The sequence below is a fragment of the Bacillus pumilus genome, assembly GCF_003431975.1.
GTDB lineage: Bacteria > Bacillota > Bacilli > Bacillales > Bacillaceae > Bacillus > Bacillus pumilus_N.
Map to the genome: position 1 here is coordinate 181324 of NZ_CP027116.1, position 21983 is coordinate 203306.

Genomic DNA, 21983 nt, shown 5'->3' on the forward strand with positions numbered 1-21983 from the left:
TTTAGGATGGATGACGTGAGATGGCTTTGTCGATATGGCCATTCGCTTTGTTAAGTAAATCCTTGGCTGTTTTATTGTCTGTGTTTGTTTGGAGCATGACGATGGCAGTTTTGACTTCTAAACCTGCTGCTTCAAGGGCCTTCACAGCTTGTTCATAGGAAGCGTTTGTCACATGTTGAATGATGGTGATGGCGCGTTCTTTTAGTTTATGGTTGCTAACTTTTACATCAACCATCAGGTTTTCATATACTTTCCCTTGTCTGATCATGACAGAGGTAGAAAGCATATTTAAAATCATTTTATGAGCGGATGCGGCTTTCATTCGTGTTGACCCAGTGATGGCTTCTGGTCCTACGATGACTTCAATGGCGCAGTCTGCTAGTTCACTAATTTCTGCTTGTTCATTGCAGCTAAGGGCTACTGTTTTTGCACCGATGGATTTAGCGTAGTTTAAAGCGCCGATGATGTAGGGTGTCCTACCGCTGGCGGCGATACCGACGACTGTGTCATTTGATGTCAGGTGAATGTGTACTAAATCCTGTTTGCCTGCTTCTTCACTGTCTTCTACATCTTCGGCAGCATGTGAAAAAGCGGAATCACCGCCTGCCATAATGCCTACTATGACATCAGGTGAGACGCTATAGGTAGGGGGACATTCAACAGCATCCATCACGCCAATTCTGCCGCTTGTCCCGGCACCTAAATAAACGAGTCTGCCTCCATTTGAGATGGATTGATAGGCGAAGTCACTAGCTGTTTTGACATGTGGTAGGACACGGTTGACTGCTTGAGCGACCTTCATATCTTCTTCATTGATCATCTGAAGTATTTCGAGCGGGTCTGCTTGTGATATTCCCGTTGTGTTAGGATTTCTTGATTCTGTTGTTAAAGAACGCAGTTGAGATGGCTGCATGCGACATTCCTCCTTATTTCTTCATGTTCAGTATATTGAGTGTGATATGAAATTTCAATATTATTTTTGAATATTGAAATTATATTTCAGTTAAAAACGTTGTACTACAGGGGGTAAATAGTTAGAAAATAAAAAAAATAAAAATCCCCTTTACAAAAGGGGGACAACCTGTATATAATAACTTTTGTCAGCTTCACGGAAACAGCAAACTTGACAAACTGGCCCGTTGGTCAAGCGGTTAAGACACCGCCCTTTCACGGCGGTAACACGGGTTCGAATCCCGTACGGGTCACCATGATGTGGAGGATTAGCTCAGCTGGGAGAGCATCTGCCTTACAAGCAGAGGGTCGGCGGTTCGAGCCCGTCATCCTCCACCATATGCCGGTGTAGCTCAACTGGTAGAGCAACTGACTTGTAATCAGTAGGTTGGGGGTTCAAGTCCTCTTGCCGGCACTGTTTTTTCTTTATCAATTCCATATGTGGAGGGGTAGCGAAGTGGCTAAACGCGGCGGACTGTAAATCCGCTCCCTCCGGGTTCGGCGGTTCGAATCCGTCCCCCTCCACCATTTTTGGGCTATAGCCAAGCGGTAAGGCAACGGACTTTGACTCCGTCATGCGTTGGTTCGAATCCAGCTAGCCCAGTTAAGACACCTTTTTAAAAAAGGTGTCTTTTTTTATGTTGGCAGACGGAATGTATAACTATTCAAAATATTGTTGAGTTGAGTCAGAAGGGATCGAGAAAGTAAAATATAAGCATGAACGGAAAGGGGATGTACATATGGGAGATCAAAAGAAGGTCACGATTGTCGGGGTCCCGATGGATTTGGGTCAAATGAGAAGGGGCGTCGATATGGGACCGAGTGCGATTCGGTGTGCAGGTGTAAAAGAAAAATTGGAATCGCTTTCATTTAATGTGGAGGATCTCGGGGATATTCCAGTTGAGCAAAGAGATGATGAGAAAGGTTTACATACAAGTGAAAAGCTAAAAAATTTAACGGAAAATGCGGGGGCGAATCAGCTGCTCGCCGAGAAGGTTGACGGCATTGTGCAATCAGGCTCGTTTCCGCTCATTTTAGGTGGTGATCATAGTATTGCCATTGGCACACTTGCGGGGGTAGCTAAGCATTATGAGAACTTCGGTGTCATTTGGTATGATGCACATGGTGATTTAAATACAGAGGAAACTTCTCCTTCTGGAAATATACATGGCATGCCGCTTGCAGTCAGTCTGGGCCTTGGGCATGCTGATTTAACGAACATTGGCGGTTATTCTCCTAAATTGAAGCCTGAAAATGTCGTTTTAATTGGTGCTCGATCTTTAGATGAAGGAGAGCGGGCATTAATTAGAGAGAAAGGTATAAAAGTGTATACGATGCATGAAATCGATCGTTTAGGAATGACGAGGGTGATGGAGGAAGCCATTGCCTATTTAAAAGAAAGAACAGATGGTGTTCACCTGTCGCTTGATTTAGATGGATTAGATCCAGCGGAGTGCCCTGGTGTAGGAACCCCGGTGGCGGGCGGCATCAGTTACCGGGAGAGTCATCTGGCAATGGAGCTTTTAGAGGAAGCGGGAATTTTGACTTCAGCTGAATTTGTTGAGGTAAATCCGGTGTTAGACGAGAAAAATAAAACAGCCGAAGCAGCTGTTGCATTGATTGGTTCATTAATGGGCGAAAAGCTATTGTAGAGCGGGACTTGTTCCCGTTCTTTTTTGTTTTCGGAAAATTTAAGGATATATTAAGGTTTTTACCGGTTGATATGCGTAACACGCTGTCAAAAATTTGTTACACTATTTTTTAGAGGAGAATGAAACCTTTTGGAAAGAGGTTCGTATACATAAAGACCGGTGAAGGCAGAGGTTGAATATACTATGGACACAATGATTAAAAAGAGAATTAAGCAAGTGAAAAAAGGCGACCAAAACGCATTTGCAGACATCGTAGACCTGTATAAAGACAAAATTTATCAGCTGTGCTACCGTATGCTTGGGAATGCACACGAAGCTGAAGATATTGCGCAGGAGGCGTTTATTCGTGCCTATGTCAATATTGAGAGCTTTGATGTGAATCGTAAGTTTTCCACGTGGCTGTACCGCATTGCAACCAACCTGACCATCGACCGTATTCGCAAAAAAAAGCCGGATTATTATTTAGATGCAGAGGTGGCAGGAACAGAAGGGCTGAATATGTATTCTCAAATTGCTGCTGACGGCATTTTGCCAGAGGATGAGGTGGTGTCTCTTGAATTATCGAGTACCATTCAGCAAAAAATTTTAAGATTACCCGATAAATATCGATCGGTCATCGTATTAAAGTATATTGATGAACTCTCGTTAAAAGAAATTAGTGAGATTCTGAATATACCAGTTGGTACGGTGAAAACGAGAATACACAGGGGTAGAGAGGCTCTCCGGAAACAGTTGAGAGACCTTTGAGTGAGGTGATTTTGATGAGCTGTCAGGAAAAAATCGTCCTGCTTATGCATCAGTATTTAGACGGGGACATTGAGCCCCAAGACGAAAAAGAATTAAAAAGCCATCTGCAATCGTGTGAGGAGTGCCGTACTCATTTTCAACAAATTGAGAAATCCATCGCGCTTGTGCAGAGTACATCTCATATAGAAGCTCCATCTGATTTCACTGCAAAGGTGATGGCAGGTCTTCCAAAGGAGAAAAAGCGTGTGTCGGTTTACAGGTGGATTAAAGCTCATCCGCTGATGGTAGCCGCTGCCCTCTTTCTCATTTTGATGGGAGGCAGTCTGTTTACAAGCTGGAATACTGATCATAATTTCAGTGTGTCAAAGCAGCCGAATCTCGTCGTTGTAAATGATACAGTGACTGTACCTAAAGGGGAAACCGTGAAAGGTGATGTCACTGTCAAAAATGGCAAGCTGATTGTAGAAGGCAAGGTTGATGGAAATGTCACCGTCGTCAATGGGGAACAGTTGACTGCTTCTGCCGGACAAGTCACTGGTCAAATTAATGAAATTAATGAAGTGTTTGATTGGGTTTGGTACAAAATGAAGTCTACAGCACAAAACGTGATGCGGGTCATTGGGCCAGAGGAACAAAAGTAAATCAAACGGCTTGAGAGCAGTCTCTTTAGGGGCTGCTCTTTTTCTATATGATTGGTTAGATTCACGGTCACCCGTATGCCAGCCATATATGGCAACTATTTTCCTTGCTGAAACAAAATGTGGTATAATAGCCACGCTATGTATTTCCACATAGGCTCTTTTTTTTATAAAAAATGAATCAAACGAAGAATAACTGAAAATTCTGGAGGACGAGGAAATGGCTTTAGGGGATATTCCTTTTTTGCAGTACCTCGGTAATGCTGTTGATATTCTCGTTGTTTGGTATGTGATATATAAATTAATGATGGTCATCCGCGGAACAAAAGCGGTTCAGCTTTTAAAGGGAATTGTGGTCATTGTTCTCGTCAGGATGGGAAGTGCGTATCTCGGTCTTAACACACTTCAATGGTTGATGGATCAAGCGATTACGTGGGGATTCCTTGCGATCATTATTATTTTTCAGCCAGAGCTACGGAGAGCGCTTGAGCAGCTTGGGCGCGGCCGTTTCTTCTCGAGAAGCGGGACACCTGTAGAGGAACAGCAGCAGAAAACGATCGAGGCAATTACAAAAGCAATTAAATATATGGCAAAACGTAGAATTGGTGCGCTTCTGACAATTGAGCGTGATACTGGGATGAATGATTACATAGAGACGGGAATTCCTTTGAATGCAAAGGTGAGCTCAGAGCTACTCATTAATATCTTCATTCCAAATACACCGCTTCATGACGGTGCTGTCATTATGAAGCGTGATGAGATTGCAGCTGCAGCTTGTTATTTACCGCTGTCAGAAAGTCCTTTTATCTCTAAGGAACTTGGGACGCGTCACCGAGCGGCAGTTGGAATTAGTGAAGTGACAGACAGCTTGACCGTCATCGTTTCTGAAGAGACAGGCGGCATTAGTGTCGCGAGAAATGGTGATCTCCACCGAGAGTTGACAGAAGAAGCGCTTGAAGAAATGCTGATTGCTGAATTTAGTAAGAACAGCAAAGATGCTTCCTCGACCAAATGGTATTGGAGGGGCAAGAAAAATGGATAAGATTTTAAATAATCGCTGGGCCGTTAAGCTTCTTGCATTGGTCTTCGCTTTATTGCTGTATGGTGCAGTCAATTCAGCGCAAGCGCCCACGCCGAAAAAAATCGGTGAATCCTTTTTCCCAACATCGACGACAGATGAAGCAACCTTAACCGACATTCCTGTTAAAGCATATTATGATGACGAGAAGTACGTCGTCACTGGTGTGCCGCAAACAGTCAATGTGACGATTAAAGGATCAACGAGTGCTGTGAAAACAGCAAGACAAACAAAGAATTTTGAAATATACGCAGATATGCAGAATTTATCGACAGGTACACATAAAGTGGAGCTGAAGGCAAGAGATGTATCTAAGGGACTCACATTATCGATTAATCCGTCTGTTACGACTGTGACGATACAAGAAAAAACAACAGCAGAATTTCCTGTTGAAACTGAATTTTATAATCAAAATAAAATCAAAGACGGCTATTCACCAGAGCAGCCTATTGTGAATCCGAAAAAGGTTACAGTCACTGGATCAAAGGATGTTATCGACAAAATTTCTGTCATTAAAGCCTTTGTGAACTTAGAGGATGTTGATCAGCAAATTGAGAAGGAAGCGAAGCTCACTGTGTATGATAGCAGCGGGAATGAGCTGCCAGTCGAAGTGAGTCCGTCTGTGGTGGATATAACAGTACCCATCTCGAGTCCAAGCAAAAAGGTTCCGTTTAAAATTGAGCGGACGGGCAGCTTACCGGACGGAATCAGTATCTCAAGCATTGAGACAAGCCCGAGTGAAGTCACCGTGTACGGATCTCAAAAGGTGCTGGATTCACTAGATTTTATTGATGGCGTTAAGCTGGACCTAAGCAAGATCAAAGATGACACTGAGATTGATGCTGACATTCCCCTGCCAGATGGTGTGAAAAAGGCATCGCCCGAAGCAGTCAAGATCAAAGTGAAGGTTGCAACAGCTCAGGAAAAAAAGATCGATAATGTACCGATTTCTGTCGTGGGTCTGAGCAAGGATCTCACCTCTAATTTTGTGAGCCCATCTTCAGGACGGCTTACGTTAACAGCAAAAGGATCGAAAAGTGCAATTGATAAACTGAAGGCTTCAGATCTTGAAGCCTATATCAATGTGGGGGACTTGAACGAAGGAACACATGAGGTCAAAGTTCAAGTGAACGGTCCTCAAAATGTGACGTGGACATTGTCGAGATCAAAGGTCAAAGTGAAACTAACTTCTACTGATACAGAAGATCAGCCGGCGTCAACGAATGATCGGAAGGATCAATCCTCCGATGATGATGATCAGGATGAGAAGAGTAAAGAAGAATCCAAGCAAGATAAAGCAAAGACAGAATCAAGTCAAAGACAGCGGGTCAAAGAAGATAAAAAAGAGGACGAAGCGTCCTCTTGAATGGTAAAAAAGGAGCGATTGAAACATGGGCAAGTACTTTGGAACTGATGGTGTAAGGGGTGTGGCGAATAGCGAATTAACGCCAGAGCTCGCATTTAAAATTGGGAGATTTGGCGGCTATGTGCTCACGAAGGATAAAGAACGTCCAAAGGTACTCGTTGGACGAGACACACGTGTTTCCGGTCATATGTTAGAAGGAGCGCTCGTTGCAGGCTTACTTTCAATTGGGGCTGAAGTGATGCGTTTAGGTGTGATCTCAACACCTGGTGTGTCTTATTTAACGAAGGCAATGGATGCAGAAGCAGGTGTCATGATCTCAGCTTCTCACAACCCAGTTCAAGACAACGGAATTAAATTCTTCGGTGGTGACGGCTTTAAGCTATCAGATGAACAGGAAAATGAAATTGAGCAGCTGATGGATCAGCCGGTCGATCAATTGCCGCGCCCAGTTGGAGCGGATCTTGGAACTGTGAATGACTACTTTGAAGGTGGTCAGAAATACTTACAATTCTTGAAGCAGACAGCAGACGAGGATTTCACAGGTATTCATGTGGCGCTTGACTGTGCACATGGTGCAACATCTTCCCTAGCAACACATTTATTTGCAGATTTAGATGCTGATGTGTCCACAATGGGAACATCACCAAACGGATTGAATATCAATGATGGTGTAGGCTCAACTCATCCAGAGGCACTTTCTGCTTTTGTAAAGGAGAAGGGCGCAGATATTGGTCTTGCGTTTGATGGTGACGGTGACCGTTTAATTGCAGTCGATGAAAAAGGTGATATTGTAGACGGCGATCAAATTATGTACATATGTGCACGTTATTTGAAGGGCGAAGGCCGATTAAAGGATGACACCGTCGTGTCAACGGTCATGAGTAACCTAGGCTTCTATAAAGCGCTTGAAAAGCAAGGCATTAAGAGCATCCAAACCGCTGTTGGTGACCGCTATGTGGTTGAAGCGATGAAAAAGGATGGCTATAATGTCGGTGGTGAGCAATCAGGTCACTTGATTTTCCTTGATTACAATACGACAGGTGATGGCATGCTTTCTGCCATCATGCTGGTGAATACACTCAAAGCCACAGGAAAAACATTGTCAGAGCTTGCAGCTGAAATGGAGAAATTCCCGCAGCTTCTAGTGAATGTGAAGGTATCTGATAAATATAAAGTGGAAGAAAATGAAAAAGTAAAAGCAGTGATTCAAGAGGTTGAAAAAGAGATGAACGGTGATGGTCGTATTCTTGTTCGTCCATCTGGAACAGAGCCGCTTGTACGTGTCATGGCAGAGGCGAAAACAAAAGAGCTATGTGATGAATATGTAACTCGAATTACCGCTGTTGTGAAAGAGGAAATGGGTATCGAGTAATAGATGAAAGCAAATCGCTAGGTGGCGGTTTGCTTTTTTTCGAATAAACGTCATAAATGGTTGGATTTGTACGAATCTTATAAGCGAGGTTCATTTGCTACTGCCTTCATACATAGGAGAGCACATCAAAGGTAGAACATGACAAGCTTCATCGCATATAGTGTATGGAGGTCTCACTTTCTCAAATGAAGGGGATCCCCCGCTAAATTGTGATTGACGGAGGTCAGACCTTATAGTACAATCATCCTTGTGTTACTGGATTTTTATTCTATCAGGAAAGGCAGGGTAGATGTTCAGCAACTCTCTTATAATTATAGCGCCCGAACTAAGCGATCGGACGAAAGATGCTTAGTTGACGAGGATGGAGGTTATCGAATTTTCGGCGGATGCCTCCCGGCTGATCAAAAAAGAGATCACAGCCGTAAGTGTTTCTTTAAAGCAAAGAGGTGACTCTTTGTACAAAGGGAATACACATGATCTCCCAAATTAAACATGTAGAGAGGGACGAAGAAATGTCCCTTCTATTTTAGTAGGCTTTCTTTGTCCCTTTCACATGATCGGGAGGAAGAATATTTATGTGTGGAATCGTAGGTTATATTGGTCAGAATGATGCGAAGGAAATCTTATTAAAGGGTTTAGAGAAGCTTGAGTACCGCGGGTATGACTCAGCAGGTATCGCTGTGGCAAACGAAGAAGGCGTGCATGTGTTCAAGGAAAAAGGACGTATTGCTGAGCTTCGTGAAGTCGTAGATGCAAACGTGGCATCTTCAGCGGGAATCGGACATACACGCTGGGCAACACACGGTGTACCAAGCCATCTAAATGCACATCCGCATCAAAGTGCTTCTGGCCGTTTTACGCTTGTTCATAACGGTGTCATCGAGAACTATGTACAATTGACACGCGAATATTTACAAGACGTCACACTAAAAAGCGACACAGATACAGAGGTTGTTGTTCAAGTCATCGAACAATTTGTGAACAGAGGTCTTGATACAGAGGAAGCTTTCCGTCAAACGCTTCTTCAACTAAAAGGCTCTTACGCAATTGCTCTTTTCGATAACGAAAACAAAGAAACAATCTATGTGGCGAAAAACAAAAGCCCATTATTGGTTGGTTTCGGAGAAGATTTCAACGTTGTAGCTTCTGACGCAATGGCGATGCTTCAAGTAACAAACGAATATGCGGAATTAATGGATAAAGAAATGGTCATTGTCACAAAAGAAGAGGTTATCATCAAAAACCTTGACGGTGATATCATGACACGTCCTTCTTATATCGCTGAGCTAGATGCAAGCGACATCGAGAAAGGCACATATCCTCACTACATGTTAAAAGAAACGGATGAGCAGCCGCTTGTGATGCGCAAAATCATCCAGGAATATCAAGACGAAAACGGCAAGCTGTCAGTCGCTGGCGATATCGCAAGCGCAGTAGCAGAAGCAGACCGCATTTACATTGTGGCTTGCGGAACGAGCTACCATGCAGGACTTGTTGGTAAACAATATATTGAAGACTGGGCAAAAGTACCTGTAGAAGTCCATGTAGCAAGTGAATTCTCTTACAACATGCCTCTTCTATCGAAAAAGCCGTTGTTCATCTTCCTTTCTCAATCTGGTGAGACTGCGGACAGCCGTGCTGTACTTGTTCAAGTCAAAGAGCTTGGTCATAAAGCATTAACGGTCACAAACGTACCAGGTTCTACGCTTTCTCGTGAAGCAGACTTCACATTGCTTCTTCATGCAGGACCAGAAATCGCAGTGGCTTCAACAAAAGCCTACACAGCGCAAATTGCTGTTCTTGCGATCCTTGCATCCGTTGCAGCTGAATTAAATGGTCAATCTCTTGACTTTGACCTTGTGAAAGAGCTTGGGATTGTAGCGAACGCAATGGAAGCCCTTGTCGATCAAAAGGATGAAATGGAACAAATCGCTCGTGACTACTTCACAGTGACACGTAACGCATTCTTTATCGGAAGAGGACTTGACTACTATGTGTGCCTTGAAGGTTCACTGAAGCTAAAAGAGATCTCTTACATCCAAGCAGAAGGCTTTGCTGGCGGAGAGCTCAAACACGGTACGATTGCTTTAATTGAAGAAGGCACACCGGTCATTGCCCTTGCAACGCAAGAGCACGTGAACCTCAGCATTCGCGGTAACGTCAAAGAAGTCGTTGCACGTGGTGCAAACCCATGTGTCATCTCATTAAAAGGCCTAGAAGACGAAGGCGACCGTTTTGTCCTTCCAGCTGTACACCCAGCACTTGCACCACTTGCATCTGTTGTCCCACTACAGCTAATCGCTTACTACGCAGCCCTTCACCGCGGGTGTGATGTGGATAAACCACGTAACCTTGCGAAGAGTGTGACGGTGGAGTAGGTTTTAAAAATTATTTGATAAAATAACCTCTTCGGATATTGATATCCGTAAGAGGTTATTTTATTTTTACCTAAATTAATCCCCCAAAACCCATCTTTTAGATTAGAATAGATAGCATGCTTATAGTTACTTCAAATTGATATAATAGAAATTATTTACTGAAAGTCTCCTCAAAACAGTATGAGCTAATGAGAAAATGAACCTACATGGTCATTTTAAGCTTTTTACTGATAATGTCTTATTGGCATATCCAATGTTTCTGTTTCAGAGTGGTGAAAGTGGCGAAAACTCTGATTATTATGTAGAACAATATCATAGCTCTATAATAAACAATACTTTACAACTGCTTTTATCTATCAGGACTAAAAATAAAAGGGGTAATCGCCTCGTATTTTTATATTTAGTGAAAATGAAGAATATGAATGACGAAAGGAGTTTTATTAAAGCTTCAAATCTATGTATATTCATGTAAATTAAAAGGGTTTTTGATTAACTTTTTATTCCTATTATATTGCATTTGCGATAAAATAGAAATAGTTAGGAGGTGTTCAATGCTTGATAAAGAAGTTTTACCTTTTTTAACTTGGGCAGGAGGAAAAAGGTGGTTAGTAAAAAGCTATCCAGAAGTTTTTCCATCAAATTTCAATAGATATATCGAACCATTTTTAGGGTCTGGTTCAGTTTTTTTTCATTTAAAACCTCAGAAAGCTATTTTATCTGATATAAATAAAGATTTAATCGATACATATATGGCATTAAAAATGGATTGGCAGAAGGTATATAAGCATTTAAAAATTCATCAAAGAAAACACTCGCCTGAATATTACTATAAAATACGTAATTATAATCCTAGAAAAATAGAAACTAAAGCTGCCAGGTTCCTTTATTTAAATAGAACTTGCTTTAATGGCATCTACCGAGTTAATAAGCAAGGGAAATTTAATGTTCCGCTTGGTTCTAAGCAAAATGTAATTTTAAGTACAGATGACTTTGAAGAAATTTCAAATAGATTGAAACATGTATCTATTTTAAATCACGATTACGAAGTGGTAATTAATATGGCCAATAAAGATGACTTTATATTTGTTGATCCTCCTTACACCGTTAATCACAATGATAATGGATTTATTCAATATAATGAAAAACTTTTTTCGTGGGCCGATCAAATTAGACTTTGTGAAGCTTTAGTGAGAGCTCGTGATAGAGGTGCAAAAATTATAATGACAAATGCTAATCATGAATCTGTTAGGAATTTATACAAAGAGTATTGTTTTGAATTTAAAATTGTTTCACGTTTTTCTGGAATTTCATCAAAAGCCAAAGGTAGAAAAAAATATGAAGAAATTATTGTGAAATCTAACTTTTAATGAGGTGTTATTATGTCAGCTATTCAAGATTTAGTATCTAACGCAGTATTAAGTAATAGTCCCCTAAAAATATTAAAAAATTTCTTAGATAAACAACATCAACTTCATTCCGCTGGGGTAAAACAAGATTACCGTTTTATTGGATATGTTTTAGATTTAGGATACGATACGGCTAAAATTATTACATCGGATCCCTATAAAATTGCTGTAGGTGGAATTCCAAGAGGAAGTTTCCTAATTTTGGCTATAGATGAAAGAGATGAACAGGGAAATCCTATTCAGACTGGTTTACCCCCACACTTCACTTTACTACGAGTGAAATCTGTTTCTTCTACTCCTTTAAGTAATCAAGTACAGCACACTTATTTTGAACTTCATAAGAAATCAATGCCTGAATTAGATATTTGGACGCAGGCAGAATTACAATGGGGGGCTTTAGAGTGTGACGTAATTGGAATGTTCTATCCTAAACCATCTGATAAAAATTCGGTAGAGTTTTCTGGTGATGTGAACAACGTAGTAAGTGCTCATAAATATAAGGTGTTTTCTCCAGATAACGATTTGTTAGACTTGATACTTAATGGTCTAGTAAACAAGGAAAACCAGCAAGAACTTGGTGTATTTAGACCTACAGAGTGTCAAGTAGGATTATTAAATAACAATTATCCAGAATTAAAAATATCTATTGAGGATTTTAAAGGACGTCGTACGGCTATGTTCGGTAAAACTCGACTTGGTAAATCAAACGTAGTCAAAGTTTTGGCTGATGCTATCATCCGAACGTCTACAACAACACAAAATGTAGGCCAATTAATTTTCGATATTAATGGTGAATATGCAAATGATAATCCGCAGGATGGAAATAAATCACTCGCTTCAGCGCACACTAATAATTGTATAGTATATGCTCTTAATCCTAGAAACCCAAGCTTTAAGGAATTAAAACTTAATTTTGCCGAACAACCTGAAAGTGCACTGCCAATTATCAAATCATTTTTAGAAAGAGATAATCAAACTTCAAATTATATTAAGAGTTTTGGAAACATTGAACTCCCATCTATTCTTGAAATAAAATCCGAAGCTGATAAAGGAAAAAAAATAAGAAACATCCGCAAAATACAAATGTTTTGGGCTATTTTAAAAAGTGCTGGATTTAATCTAGATGAATCTAAATTAATAAGTCTAAATTTATCTAGCGGTCAAATAAACAAATTTAACCCTGGACTAAAAATAGACTTAAGAAATGAGGTTTATGGTGGTACTCCTCCAGCATCACCAAGCAACTTAAATGATTTAATAAAAGAGTTTAGCTTATTAGCAACCTTTATACAGAATAACAAGTCTTCTGATTTATTAAGGGGAAGTAGTGAACCTCTTTTTGATCAAGATGCCATTGCTTTATTAAATTTCTTAAATCCCGCTTCTGGATCTGGCACCCAGATTTTAACTAGTTATCGCCATTATCATTCCCCAAGTGCTGGGGATTTTATTACTGAGATTATTCAACTTCTTAACGATGGTAAAACAGTTATTTTAGACTTGGGGAATGCTTCGGAAGATGTTCGGAAATACTTTTCTGATATGTTATCTAAAGCCGTATTTGCTTCACAGGAAGATAAATTTGTTTCGAATACTTTGTCTGATCATTTTATTCAACTATATTTTGAGGAGGCTCATAATTTATTCCCAAACAACAATAAGGAAAATACAACTGTGTACCACCGATTTGCAAAAGAAGGTGCAAAATTCCATATTGGGATGGTTTATTCGACACAATCTCCTTCAACAATCAGCCAGGAATTATTAGTTCAAACCGAAAATTTCTTTGTAGGTCATTTAGCTTCTACACATGAAGCAAATGCATTATCTAAACTACAACATACATTTAATGGGCTTGAAGATGATATTAAAAAGTCTAGAACTCCTGGATATATGAGAATTTTAACAAATTCACATCGCTTTGTAATACCAGTTCAAGTTAAAAAGTTTACAGTTTAAGGAGATGCAACTTTTTATGGCGTATAATTCTAAAGGTGGTTTACCGTTTGAAGGTGCCTCAAAATTAGGTCATTTATCTCTAATGAATTCAGAGTGGATCACTTCTTTAGTAAAAGATTTTGAAGCTCAGTATAGTTCACCAAGTTCAAGTATTACTTCAAATTGGACTGAATTTAATGGTAGCTCTCAAAATCTTATTGACCAAATTTGGGTGGTAGATGGATCTTACGTTCCAGTTCAATCAGATGCTATTCCTCCAAAAGAAGCAGCATTTATTAAAACAGCTATTTTAAACATATCTGAAGCATCTTTTGAAAATATTGATAAATATAACCCACACCCTATGGATTTACAAAAAATTATGAAAGATAGTGCTTTATTCCATTCTACGGTTTTACCTTTAAGAAACATTAAGTCTAGTAAAGGTACTAATTTTGATACAATTAGAAATATTATTTTTGAATCTATAAAAATTGATGAGAACGGTGAATATTTCGAAACGTTGAAATGGCTAACTTATCAAAAATGGTTAGATAAACCTACTAATTCACCTTCATTTAATTGTCCATTCTGTGAAATTAGTTTGGAATTTACGGCTGATCTTGAAAAAATGAATTGTACAGCATGTAATAAAAAGCTTTATTTAACTGATATGATTGGTTTTCACTTAGATATGACTGAAGATAAAGCTACAGATGCTATCGCTTCAGCATATATGTCTATTATGGAACATTTAATGTTATTCACCATAATAAGGTTATATTGGTCAAAGCAGGATAAATCATTGTATAAGAATACATTATTTATTAAAGATGGTCCACTAAGTCTAAATAGTCAATATGTAAAATTGATTCCTCGTATACGAGAATTTTTAGAGTTTGCTAAACAAAATAGTATACTAATTAATATAATTGGCCAGGAGAAATCCGGGAAATTTGTTGATCACTTATCAATTGTAGGACGATATGTTAAACCTTTAGAAAAAGGCGAAAAACTTCACTATCATGTACTGAGTCATGATTACGTTGAAAAAGAAGTACAAGACAAACCAAGTACAATAAACTATGGAGAAAGATCAAATTGGGGAGAAAAAGTACTAGTGAAAGTCGATCCAGTTACGGAATTGGTTATTAATGTACCTACAGGTGATTACTTGAATAGGAAAAATGCACCTTTAGCAAACGAATTAATTAACTTAGACGTTATTTTAAATGTTATCCCGCATATCGTTAGTAGAAGGTTTTCGGGAGGTTTGTATCCCATTGAATTAGCAAATGGGATAGCTTCACTTTCAAGTTATCCATCAGCTAAGATACTTCAAAGATTATTAGAATAACTTAAAATAAAAGATTAGCTTGTCATGTGAGGTTAACTTCAGAAGAGTAGAAATATGTTATAATCAATCCTTTTTATATAAAATTTAATTAACACAAAATTTATCCGTATTTTGATCAATCATTATTCAAAATGCGTAGGTATCTTCCATCCTAAATTTAATATTTTTAGCGAACTTTTGATTAGATATTATATGTAATATCATGAGATAAGAGAGAAGAACACATGACCAAACCTAAAATTTACACAATGAGCTTCGCAAAAGTCTATCCTCTCTACATCGCAAAGGCAGAGAGAAAAGGACGAACGAAAGCTGAAGTCGATACGATTATTTGTTGGTTGACCGGGTACAGTCCGGAAGAGCTACAGGAACAGGTGGACAAACAGACAGATGTTGAAACTTTTTTTGCTGAGGCTCCTGAGCTTCATCCTTCCCGTAGCTTAATTAAAGGAGTCATCTGTGGTGTTCGAGTAGAGGACATTGAGGAAGAAACGATGAAAAACATTCGGTATCTAGATAAGCTGATTGATGAGTTAGCCAAGGGAAAGAAAATGGAAAAGATTTTGCGAGATTCGTCATGATCATCACAAGCAAGCCCAGTGAAGGAACCTTCACTGGGCTTTTTTATATTTATAGACCATTCGATCCACAAAAGTAAAATCCATTTGAACGAATCCCCTCTTCATGTCGTCAAAAGAAGTAATATCAAAACAAATTGACGTTTGAAAAGGGAGTGGTGTGGATGGATATGAAGATGATTTTACCTCTCATTTTGCTGCAAGCCATTTTAATGGTGATTGGTTTGTTCGATTTGTTGAAAAGAGATCCATCGAGGATCAGAGGAGAGGTGAAGTGGGTTTGGGCTTTGGTGATTGTGTTTGTGGCGAGTGCCGGTCCTATTGCGTATTTCATTTTTGGTCGTAAACAATCTTAGTAGGGGGGATTTGCTTGAATATGTTGGAGTGTCACGGGCTGACGAAATCGTATGGACGGCATGAAGTGTTAAAAGATGTCTCGTTTTCTGTTGGGGAGGTTGGATGTGTTGGCTTTTTAGGAGCCAATGGAGCGGGAAAGACAACGACGATCCGGATTTTGACGGGGCTTGCTCGTCCTACGTCTGGTGTTGTGAAGGTGGCAGGTTTTGATGTCACAAAGGACATGGATCAAATCAGTCAGGTGATTGGGTACTGTCCGCAGCATCCTGCATTTTATCAGGATATGACGGGGCAGGAGTGGATGCATTGGGTTGGCGGGTTATTTCATTTAGAGAAAAACATCATTCGTTCTAAAACAGAGGAGCTGTTGAAGCTTTGCCGTGTGTATGAGGCGAAGGATCGTGCCATTGGTAGCTATAGCGGAGGCATGAAGCAGAGGCTTGCCATTGCCCAGGCGCTCATCAACAGCCCGAAAGTCCTTATCCTGGATGAACCTGTGTCTGCACTTGATCCAATGGGAAGAAAAGACGTCCTGACTTTGATTGAGCGTTTAAAGCATGAGATGCTGATCTTTATGTCGACCCATATTTTAGATGATATTGAAAGAGTGGCGGATCACATTATCATGATCAACATCGGCAAAGTTGAGATGTCCTCTTCAATGAAACAGATCAAAGAAGACCATACCCAGCCCATGATTGAGTTGCAATTAGAACAACAGAATCCGAGACTAGTGGCTTTGTTAAAAGAACGGGATTGGGTGGAGGAATGCATGGAGACAGGAGACGTTTATCAAGTGCGAGTAAACGATCAATCAATGGCATTGAAGGAGTTGCCTCGTCTGATCACTGAAGCTGATGGTGTTCTCCTCCATTATCGACTATCTAAGCTGACGCTTGAAGATATTTTCATGAAGGTTGTGAATGCATGATGATGTTGAAAAAGGAATTTAGGGAGTTATTCACTAGTTATAAAATCTTATATGTACCGATCATTTTTACGATTTTAATGATTACGCAGCCTATTACGCTCAAAATGCTGCCGGATCTTTTATCGAAATCGGCTAATTTACCTGAAGGGTCTACATTTTATATACCAGAGCCTAGTGCTGGAGAGGCTTTAGCCAGTGCTTTGAGTAAATTTGATTCGCTTGGGGTGTTTATCCTGATTATGATCGTGATGGGGACGATCGCTGGTGAGCGTGCCTCTGGGGTGACGGCGATGATTATGGTGAAACCGATCAGTCGATTGAGTTATTATGTCTCGAAAATTTGCGCCTATGCTTGTTTGACTTTGTTTAGTTTGGTAGTGGCAGTGCTTGCCTCCGTTTATTATGTGGACATCCAATTTGGGCATGTGGATTGGGTCAATGTGGTTAAAGGCACGCTTCTTTATTATCCAAACTTATTGCTGATTGTGGTATCGACCATTTGTGCTTCGGCATTCTTCACGCGTTCCGTCACAGCTGGCGGTGTATCGCTTTTGATCAACCTTATTCTATTTACCGTTCCTTCATTTTATGAGGATGCATTAGGGAAGTTTGCACCTAAAGGCGTGACAAGTGCGGCCGAGGAAATGATTCGTGGTGGAACTTATTCGGATCAGGCGCTTACAAGCTTTCTAGGTGTATCGGTATTGATTGGTTTCTTTTTTTTCATTGGATGGTTTCTTTTTAGAAAACAAGAATTATAGCTTGCTGTACCCTTTACATCTAAAGGGGTTTTTTTATGGAGAATATATATTTAGTAAGTATGTATAGAGTGTTTAATGAATGAAATTCACATATTATCTTTAAAATTATATATACTTAGTATATAATAACGTCATATACGGATGGGGGGATTTTACAGATGATTGAGATCAAGAATGTAAAAAAGGAGTTCATTCAAGGCCAGGAGCGGACTGAGGTACTGAAGGGCGTTGATTTGACGGTAGAAGAAGGGGAATTTGTAGCGGTCATGGGGCCGAGTGGCTCTGGAAAAAGTACATTGCTTCAGCTGTTAGGCGGGCTTGATCTGCCTACTGGTGGGGAGATTTTGATAGATGAGCACCAGTTAAGTGAGATGAATGAGAAAGAGAGAACGATTTTTCGCAGAAAACAGATTGGGTTTGTGTTTCAAAATTATCAGCTGCTGCCTACGTTAACTGTCGAAGAGAATGTGGCGTTTCCGCTGCATGCAGATGGACATTTAACAAAGGAGAATCAACAGACGGTTGCAGAACTGTTAGATGCTGTTGGCTTGAATGGGCTTGGGCGAAAACGGGCTAGTTTGCTGAGCGGCGGGCAGCAGCAGCGTGTAGCGATTGCAAGGGCTCTAGTCAATCAGCCATCAGTGCTGTTAGCGGATGAGCCGACGGGGAACTTGGACCGACATAGAGCAGAAGATATTTTGGCGTTAATGTGCAAGTTTAATCGAGAAAGCAAGCAGACAATCATCATGGTGACGCATGATATTTTCGCAGCGGGATTTGCGGATCGAATCATCCTTTTTAAAGATGGTGTCATTGATCAAGTGATTTCTAGAAAGGATGATGATTATGCTCAGTATGTGGCGAATTTCATGGCGTAACATGATTCAGCATAAAAAGCGGTTCGCCATTTCTGTCCTTGGCATCATGGTGGGGATTGCTTTTGTGACGTCGATGCTCATTGCCGATCGAACAACAAATGATGTTTTCAAATACTATGAGAAAATGTATGTCGCCGATGCAGATTATTGGGTATTGAGTGACGATCATACGTACGATGAGGAACAAATTTCCTCCATTTTAAAGCATCCTGATGTGACAGGGTCATTATTGGCACTGGATAAACAGACGTTTTTTGATGTGGAAGGTGACCACTCTCTTAACCAACGGGCAGTGCGAATTACAGGGGTGCAAGATCAAACGAGTTCTTTACTGAAGCTCCCTGTGATTGAAGGGCATTTGGATAATCAAGGGTTGGTCATACCAGACGTTGTGGCGAAGCTGCTGAATAAAAAGGTGGGAGATACGATTCGTTTTTCTGAATTGGGTGAAGCGAAGGTGTCTGCCATTGTGGAATATACGCAGCTGCTTTCAAGTCCTAGTGACTGGGAGAGTGCCGAATCATCAAGTTTTCGTGTGATGGCGCCGCTTGATGTATTAAGAGAGTGGACAGGATTGGATGATCAGCTTTCTTATATGAGATTTCAGACGAATGAAGGCGGGGAGCAGCTTTTTCAATCTTTGCAGAAAGAGTTCAAGGATGCCGATGTTTTTGTCCAGCCTGTGGTGGCGGATGACCGGCAAAGTAATGATATCGGTGGACTGTATACATTCTTTTATTTGATTGCAGGGCTGTCGATGTTTATGAGTGGTTTTATTGTGTTCAATATGATTTATACGAGTGTGATGGAACGAAAAAAGGAATTTGCAATTATGAAGAGCTTCGGCTATACGAAGGGTTCTGTTTTTAAGCTGGTTTTGATTGAGGTGCTGATCTTAGCTTGTATTGGAACAGCCATTGGGGTTCCGATCGGCGTCTGGCTTGGAGATGTGTTCATGCAAACGCTACTTGGTGTGTTTGCTTTTGATATGGTGTATTCGTTAAATTGGCAAATGCCTGTTTTGATAGCTGTGGTCATTGGCATTCTTTTTCCTGTGCTGTTTTCGTTATTTCCGATCTACCATGCTGGGAAAACGTCTGTGCTGATAACGTTAAAATCAACCACCGGAGCATCTGCATCGAAAAAGCAGTCGATCATTCGAGCGGTCATTGGGATAGGTTTGCTTTTATTTGGATGGGTGGATCATCCAGTTTCTTATCTTGCGATTGCAGCCAGTCTCGTTCTGTTATTTCCGTTTTTACTGCTTTTATTGAATCGTTTGTTGGCACCTCTTTTGAAGCTTCTCTTTGGTTATTCTGGTCATCTATCAGTACAGCATGTCACGCAGCAATTGAACAGAAATGCGAACACGGCAGCTATTCTTGCGGTTGGAATTGCTGTGATTTTACTACTAAGTGCGGTGATTGAATCAGCACCAGACAGCTACGACAAGAATATTCGTCAAACGTATGGAGGCGATATCAGGATTACGTCTGAAGCGCCATGGACGAAAGCAGATCAAGAAAAGCTGTCAGCATACGAGTCTGTTGAGCGTGTTGAGCCGGTCATGGAAGCTGCTCCTTTGACATGGGAAACAATGAAGGGAGAGAAAAGGCAATTCTCCATTATCGGTGTAGACAAAGAAGCACCGTCTCTCGTGGAAGATGACAATAAAAGAGATTTGTATCAACAGTTAGCGGAAAAGCCTTCTATTGTTTTAGGAGAGCGTGCGTTTGATGAATGGGGTGGGCATGTTGGTGAGCGTATGTATCTGAATGCTCCTTCTGGCCCTAAGCAGTTACAAGTGATTGATGTGGTTAAGACCTCTCATCATTCAGGCTATGTAGCGTTTGTAGATCAGACTTTTTTACAGAAAGAGCTTGGCTGGACACATTCTTTTGATTTATTGGTAACGTTAAAAGACAAAGGCACCGGTGAGCCTTTACGCGATCAGCTATGGGAGGACTTTGGCCAGCGGCTGTCTAAGGTAAAAACGGTGGAGGATGAAATTGAATCAACGACATCAGCTTTAACGGGAATGAATGAGTTAATTTCTATGATGCTCATTTTCATTGTTGCGCTTGCGAGCATTGGAACAGCCAATACGCTACTGATGAATACGCTTGAACGTACGTCTGAGATTGGCACTATGCGGGCCATTGGACTGACAAAGCAGCAGGTGCGAAAAATGATTGTTGGTGAAGGTTTGCTGATTGGATTGTCAGGTGTGATTGGCGGTATTTTAGCTGGCGTGCTCCTTCTTTTTGTCTCAAGCCAATCAGCGTGGCTGGGAGGATTTGTTTCATTCCAGCTGTCATTTGTTCATGTACTGCTGGCAGTGATTGCAGGAATCGGACTTAGTTTAGCGGCTTCGTGGATTTCTAGTGCAACAGCGAGTAAAATAGAGATGATATCATCACTTAAAGAAGGTTAAATCATATGTCAGTGAAATACGGAATTTTAACATCGCTATGTCAGCAGCAAAATCATGGATATGAATTAAAGCTAGAGCTGGAGTCCCTTCTCGGAATGAAAGGGAGAATCAACCCGGGGCAAATATACACGACGCTTGATCGGTTAATCCGTGATCAATTGGTGACGGCAGTCGGAATCGATGACCAAGAACGTAAGCTGTACGCCATCACGGAAGACGGCAGACAGGAGCTGGAACAGTGGCTGTTGGCGCCTGTTCCGTATCATTCTGCGAAGGATGACTTTCATTTTAAGTGGAGCTGTGCACGGAAGATCGGATTTCATCAAGAAAGAGAAATGCTTCAGCAGCAGAAAGCCGTCATTATGAAAGATGTGATGGAACTCACGAAGCTGAAAACGGAATGTCTCGTGCAAGGTGACGAGAGTCGTTACTTATTAATTTCCGGTACACTGCTTCATTTAGAGGCGGATTTGAATTGGATTCATCAGATTGAGCATCGAAGCGGGGCATCATTTTAAGAAGGTCTTTCTTTTGAAAGACCTTTTTTAATTGACCCTATTAGGAGCATATCAATCTGAGCGGGAAAGAAAGTTTGGTATGATGGGTATAAATTGATTGTATTTTCAGAAAAGGGGTTTTGTTCATGCGAACATCACGTAATCCGGAGACCATTCACCCGCCAGTTGCACCCTATACACACCAAATAGAAACAACAGGACCACAGCGGTGGTTAACCTTATCAGGTCAAGTAGGGATGGAGGCGGATGGGGCCATCCCAGAGAGCCCGTTGGAGCAGCTCGAATTAGCATTAGAGAATGTGAAACGAAACGTCGAAGCGGCAGACATGGCGGTAGAGGACATAACGAAACTAGTGTTTTATCTCGTGGGAGAATTTGATGCTGCGAGTAGAAAACGAATCATGGGGCAGTTTTTAGGCGATCATCTGCCATGTATGACGATGATTTATGTGGTCGCCCTGGCTTCTCCTGTTTTTAAGGTAGAGGTGGATGCTTGGGCTTGTCAGGAGATTTAATCGGTAAAAGATTGGGTGATTGATGCTCAATCTTTTTTGTTTTGTGAGATTTTAAGAGTTTTCATTGAATAAATTACCTTTATGCCCTTATCTTGTAATTTTTTGTATGGTAATATCAGGGTAAATGT

General features: G+C 40.7%; 19 protein-coding genes and 5 tRNA genes. 23 read left to right on the forward strand and 1 reads right to left on the reverse strand.

Going from position 1 to position 21983, the window contains the following annotated elements:
• Position 1 precedes the first annotated feature (1 nt).
• Entirely contained in the window at positions 2–913 is a 912-nt protein-coding gene (gene murQ, locus C5695_RS01030; RefSeq protein ID WP_117728327.1) for an N-acetylmuramic acid 6-phosphate etherase, read from the reverse strand.
• A gap of 220 nt (positions 914–1133) precedes the next feature.
• Between murQ and C5695_RS01035 the strand changes: the two genes are divergently transcribed.
• The 23 genes from C5695_RS01035 to C5695_RS01145 all read left to right on the forward strand — a co-directional run bounded on the left by C5695_RS01035 (position 1134) and on the right by C5695_RS01145 (position 21855).
• Positions 1134–1208: transfer RNA gene (locus C5695_RS01035), tRNA-Glu, on the forward strand.
• Between the two features lie 6 nt (positions 1209–1214).
• Positions 1215–1290, forward strand: a tRNA-Val gene (locus tag C5695_RS01040).
• 3 nt (positions 1291–1293) lie between these two features.
• Positions 1294–1366: transfer RNA gene (locus C5695_RS01045), tRNA-Thr, on the forward strand.
• A 28-nt stretch (positions 1367–1394) separates the two neighbouring features.
• Positions 1395–1479: transfer RNA gene (locus C5695_RS01050), tRNA-Tyr, on the forward strand.
• Between the two features lie 4 nt (positions 1480–1483).
• A tRNA-Gln gene (locus tag C5695_RS01055) sits at positions 1484–1555 on the forward strand.
• Between the two features lie 136 nt (positions 1556–1691).
• The gene (gene rocF, locus C5695_RS01060) at positions 1692–2603 is read left to right on the forward strand and encodes an arginase (protein WP_117728329.1); all 912 of its coding nucleotides are present in this window, start codon (positions 1692–1694) and stop codon (positions 2601–2603) included.
• 183 nt (positions 2604–2786) lie between these two features.
• Entirely contained in the window at positions 2787–3350 is a 564-nt protein-coding gene (gene sigW, locus C5695_RS01065; RefSeq protein WP_024424449.1) for an RNA polymerase sigma factor SigW, read from the forward strand.
• 14 nt (positions 3351–3364) lie between these two features.
• A complete protein-coding gene (gene rsiW, locus C5695_RS01070; protein ID WP_117728331.1) occupies positions 3365–3991 on the forward strand; it encodes an anti-sigma-W factor RsiW in 627 nt (208 codons plus the stop codon).
• Positions 3992–4208: 217 nt separating this feature from the next.
• Positions 4209–5030, forward strand: coding sequence for a diadenylate cyclase CdaA (cdaA, locus tag C5695_RS01075; RefSeq protein WP_117728333.1), 822 nt, complete (start codon positions 4209–4211; stop codon positions 5028–5030).
• Positions 5023–6432 carry a CdaR family protein gene (locus C5695_RS01080; protein WP_117728335.1) on the forward strand — a complete coding sequence of 470 codons (1410 nt, stop codon included), beginning with the start codon at positions 5023–5025 and terminating at the stop codon, positions 6430–6432. Before cdaA ends, C5695_RS01080 begins: the two co-directional genes overlap by 8 nt.
• A 25-nt stretch (positions 6433–6457) precedes the next feature.
• Positions 6458–7804, forward strand: a complete 1347-nt coding sequence (gene glmM / locus C5695_RS01085) for a phosphoglucosamine mutase (protein WP_106051005.1) — start codon at positions 6458–6460, stop codon at positions 7802–7804.
• 575 nt (positions 7805–8379) lie between these two features.
• Positions 8380–10182, forward strand: a complete 1803-nt coding sequence (gene glmS, locus C5695_RS01090; RefSeq protein ID WP_117728337.1) for a glutamine--fructose-6-phosphate transaminase (isomerizing) — start codon at positions 8380–8382, stop codon at positions 10180–10182.
• Positions 10183–10733: 551 nt separating this feature from the next.
• The gene (locus C5695_RS01095; protein ID WP_187441885.1) at positions 10734–11549 is read left to right on the forward strand and encodes a DNA adenine methylase; all 816 of its coding nucleotides are present in this window, start codon (positions 10734–10736) and stop codon (positions 11547–11549) included.
• A gap of 12 nt (positions 11550–11561) precedes the next feature.
• Positions 11562–13547 carry an ATP-binding protein gene (locus C5695_RS01100; RefSeq protein WP_117728339.1) on the forward strand — a complete coding sequence of 662 codons (1986 nt, stop codon included), beginning with the start codon at positions 11562–11564 and terminating at the stop codon, positions 13545–13547.
• A 16-nt stretch (positions 13548–13563) separates the two neighbouring features.
• Complete coding sequence (locus tag C5695_RS01105) at positions 13564–14883, forward strand: hypothetical protein (protein ID WP_117728342.1); 1320 nt, start codon at positions 13564–13566, stop codon at positions 14881–14883.
• Positions 14884–15107: 224 nt separating this feature from the next.
• Positions 15108–15464 carry a DUF2200 domain-containing protein gene (locus C5695_RS01110; protein WP_117728344.1) on the forward strand — a complete coding sequence of 119 codons (357 nt, stop codon included), beginning with the start codon at positions 15108–15110 and terminating at the stop codon, positions 15462–15464.
• A gap of 161 nt (positions 15465–15625) precedes the next feature.
• Entirely contained in the window at positions 15626–15817 is a 192-nt protein-coding gene (locus tag C5695_RS01115; protein WP_003217265.1) for a PLD nuclease N-terminal domain-containing protein, read from the forward strand.
• A 14-nt stretch (positions 15818–15831) separates the two neighbouring features.
• Positions 15832–16749, forward strand: coding sequence for an ABC transporter ATP-binding protein (locus tag C5695_RS01120; RefSeq protein WP_117728347.1), 918 nt, complete (start codon positions 15832–15834; stop codon positions 16747–16749).
• Complete coding sequence (locus tag C5695_RS01125; RefSeq protein ID WP_117728349.1) at positions 16746–17510, forward strand: ABC transporter permease; 765 nt, start codon at positions 16746–16748, stop codon at positions 17508–17510. The genes C5695_RS01120 and C5695_RS01125 overlap by 4 nt, the downstream gene beginning before the upstream one ends.
• A gap of 158 nt (positions 17511–17668) precedes the next feature.
• Positions 17669–18388 (forward strand): ABC transporter ATP-binding protein, encoded by a 720-nt coding sequence (locus C5695_RS01130; protein WP_117728352.1) that lies wholly within the window; start codon positions 17669–17671, stop codon positions 18386–18388.
• On the forward strand, positions 18357–20822 hold the full coding sequence (locus C5695_RS01135) for an ABC transporter permease (protein ID WP_117728354.1): 2466 nt from the start codon (positions 18357–18359) through the stop codon (positions 20820–20822). The genes C5695_RS01130 and C5695_RS01135 overlap by 32 nt, the downstream gene beginning before the upstream one ends.
• A gap of 5 nt (positions 20823–20827) precedes the next feature.
• Positions 20828–21340 carry a PadR family transcriptional regulator gene (locus C5695_RS01140; RefSeq protein ID WP_117728356.1) on the forward strand — a complete coding sequence of 171 codons (513 nt, stop codon included), beginning with the start codon at positions 20828–20830 and terminating at the stop codon, positions 21338–21340.
• A 125-nt stretch (positions 21341–21465) separates the two neighbouring features.
• A complete protein-coding gene (locus C5695_RS01145; protein ID WP_117728358.1) occupies positions 21466–21855 on the forward strand; it encodes a RidA family protein in 390 nt (129 codons plus the stop codon).
• Positions 21856–21983: the final 128 nt, after the last annotated feature.

Coding starts and splice junctions, on each gene's coding strand:
- C5695_RS01095 (WP_187441885.1), top strand. CDS start 10,734: ATGCTTGATAAAGAAGTTTTACCTTTTTTAACTTGGGCAGGAGGAAAA.
- C5695_RS01130 (WP_117728352.1), top strand. CDS start 17,669: ATGATTGAGATCAAGAATGTAAAAAAGGAGTTCATTCAAGGCCAGGAG.
- rsiW (WP_117728331.1), top strand. CDS start 3,365: ATGAGCTGTCAGGAAAAAATCGTCCTGCTTATGCATCAGTATTTAGAC.
- C5695_RS01140 (WP_117728356.1), top strand. CDS start 20,828: ATGTCAGTGAAATACGGAATTTTAACATCGCTATGTCAGCAGCAAAAT.
- C5695_RS01115 (WP_003217265.1), top strand. CDS start 15,626: ATGGATATGAAGATGATTTTACCTCTCATTTTGCTGCAAGCCATTTTA.
- cdaA (WP_117728333.1), top strand. CDS start 4,209: ATGGCTTTAGGGGATATTCCTTTTTTGCAGTACCTCGGTAATGCTGTT.
- C5695_RS01110 (WP_117728344.1), top strand. CDS start 15,108: ATGACCAAACCTAAAATTTACACAATGAGCTTCGCAAAAGTCTATCCT.
- C5695_RS01100 (WP_117728339.1), top strand. CDS start 11,562: ATGTCAGCTATTCAAGATTTAGTATCTAACGCAGTATTAAGTAATAGT.
- glmS (WP_117728337.1), top strand. CDS start 8,380: ATGTGTGGAATCGTAGGTTATATTGGTCAGAATGATGCGAAGGAAATC.
- C5695_RS01080 (WP_117728335.1), top strand. CDS start 5,023: ATGGATAAGATTTTAAATAATCGCTGGGCCGTTAAGCTTCTTGCATTG.
- C5695_RS01145 (WP_117728358.1), top strand. CDS start 21,466: ATGCGAACATCACGTAATCCGGAGACCATTCACCCGCCAGTTGCACCC.
- C5695_RS01105 (WP_117728342.1), top strand. CDS start 13,564: ATGGCGTATAATTCTAAAGGTGGTTTACCGTTTGAAGGTGCCTCAAAA.
- C5695_RS01135 (WP_117728354.1), top strand. CDS start 18,357: ATGCTCAGTATGTGGCGAATTTCATGGCGTAACATGATTCAGCATAAA.
- C5695_RS01125 (WP_117728349.1), top strand. CDS start 16,746: ATGATGATGTTGAAAAAGGAATTTAGGGAGTTATTCACTAGTTATAAA.
- sigW (WP_024424449.1), top strand. CDS start 2,787: ATGGACACAATGATTAAAAAGAGAATTAAGCAAGTGAAAAAAGGCGAC.
- glmM (WP_106051005.1), top strand. CDS start 6,458: ATGGGCAAGTACTTTGGAACTGATGGTGTAAGGGGTGTGGCGAATAGC.
- murQ (WP_117728327.1), bottom strand. CDS start 913: ATGCAGCCATCTCAACTGCGTTCTTTAACAACAGAATCAAGAAATCCT.
- rocF (WP_117728329.1), top strand. CDS start 1,692: ATGGGAGATCAAAAGAAGGTCACGATTGTCGGGGTCCCGATGGATTTG.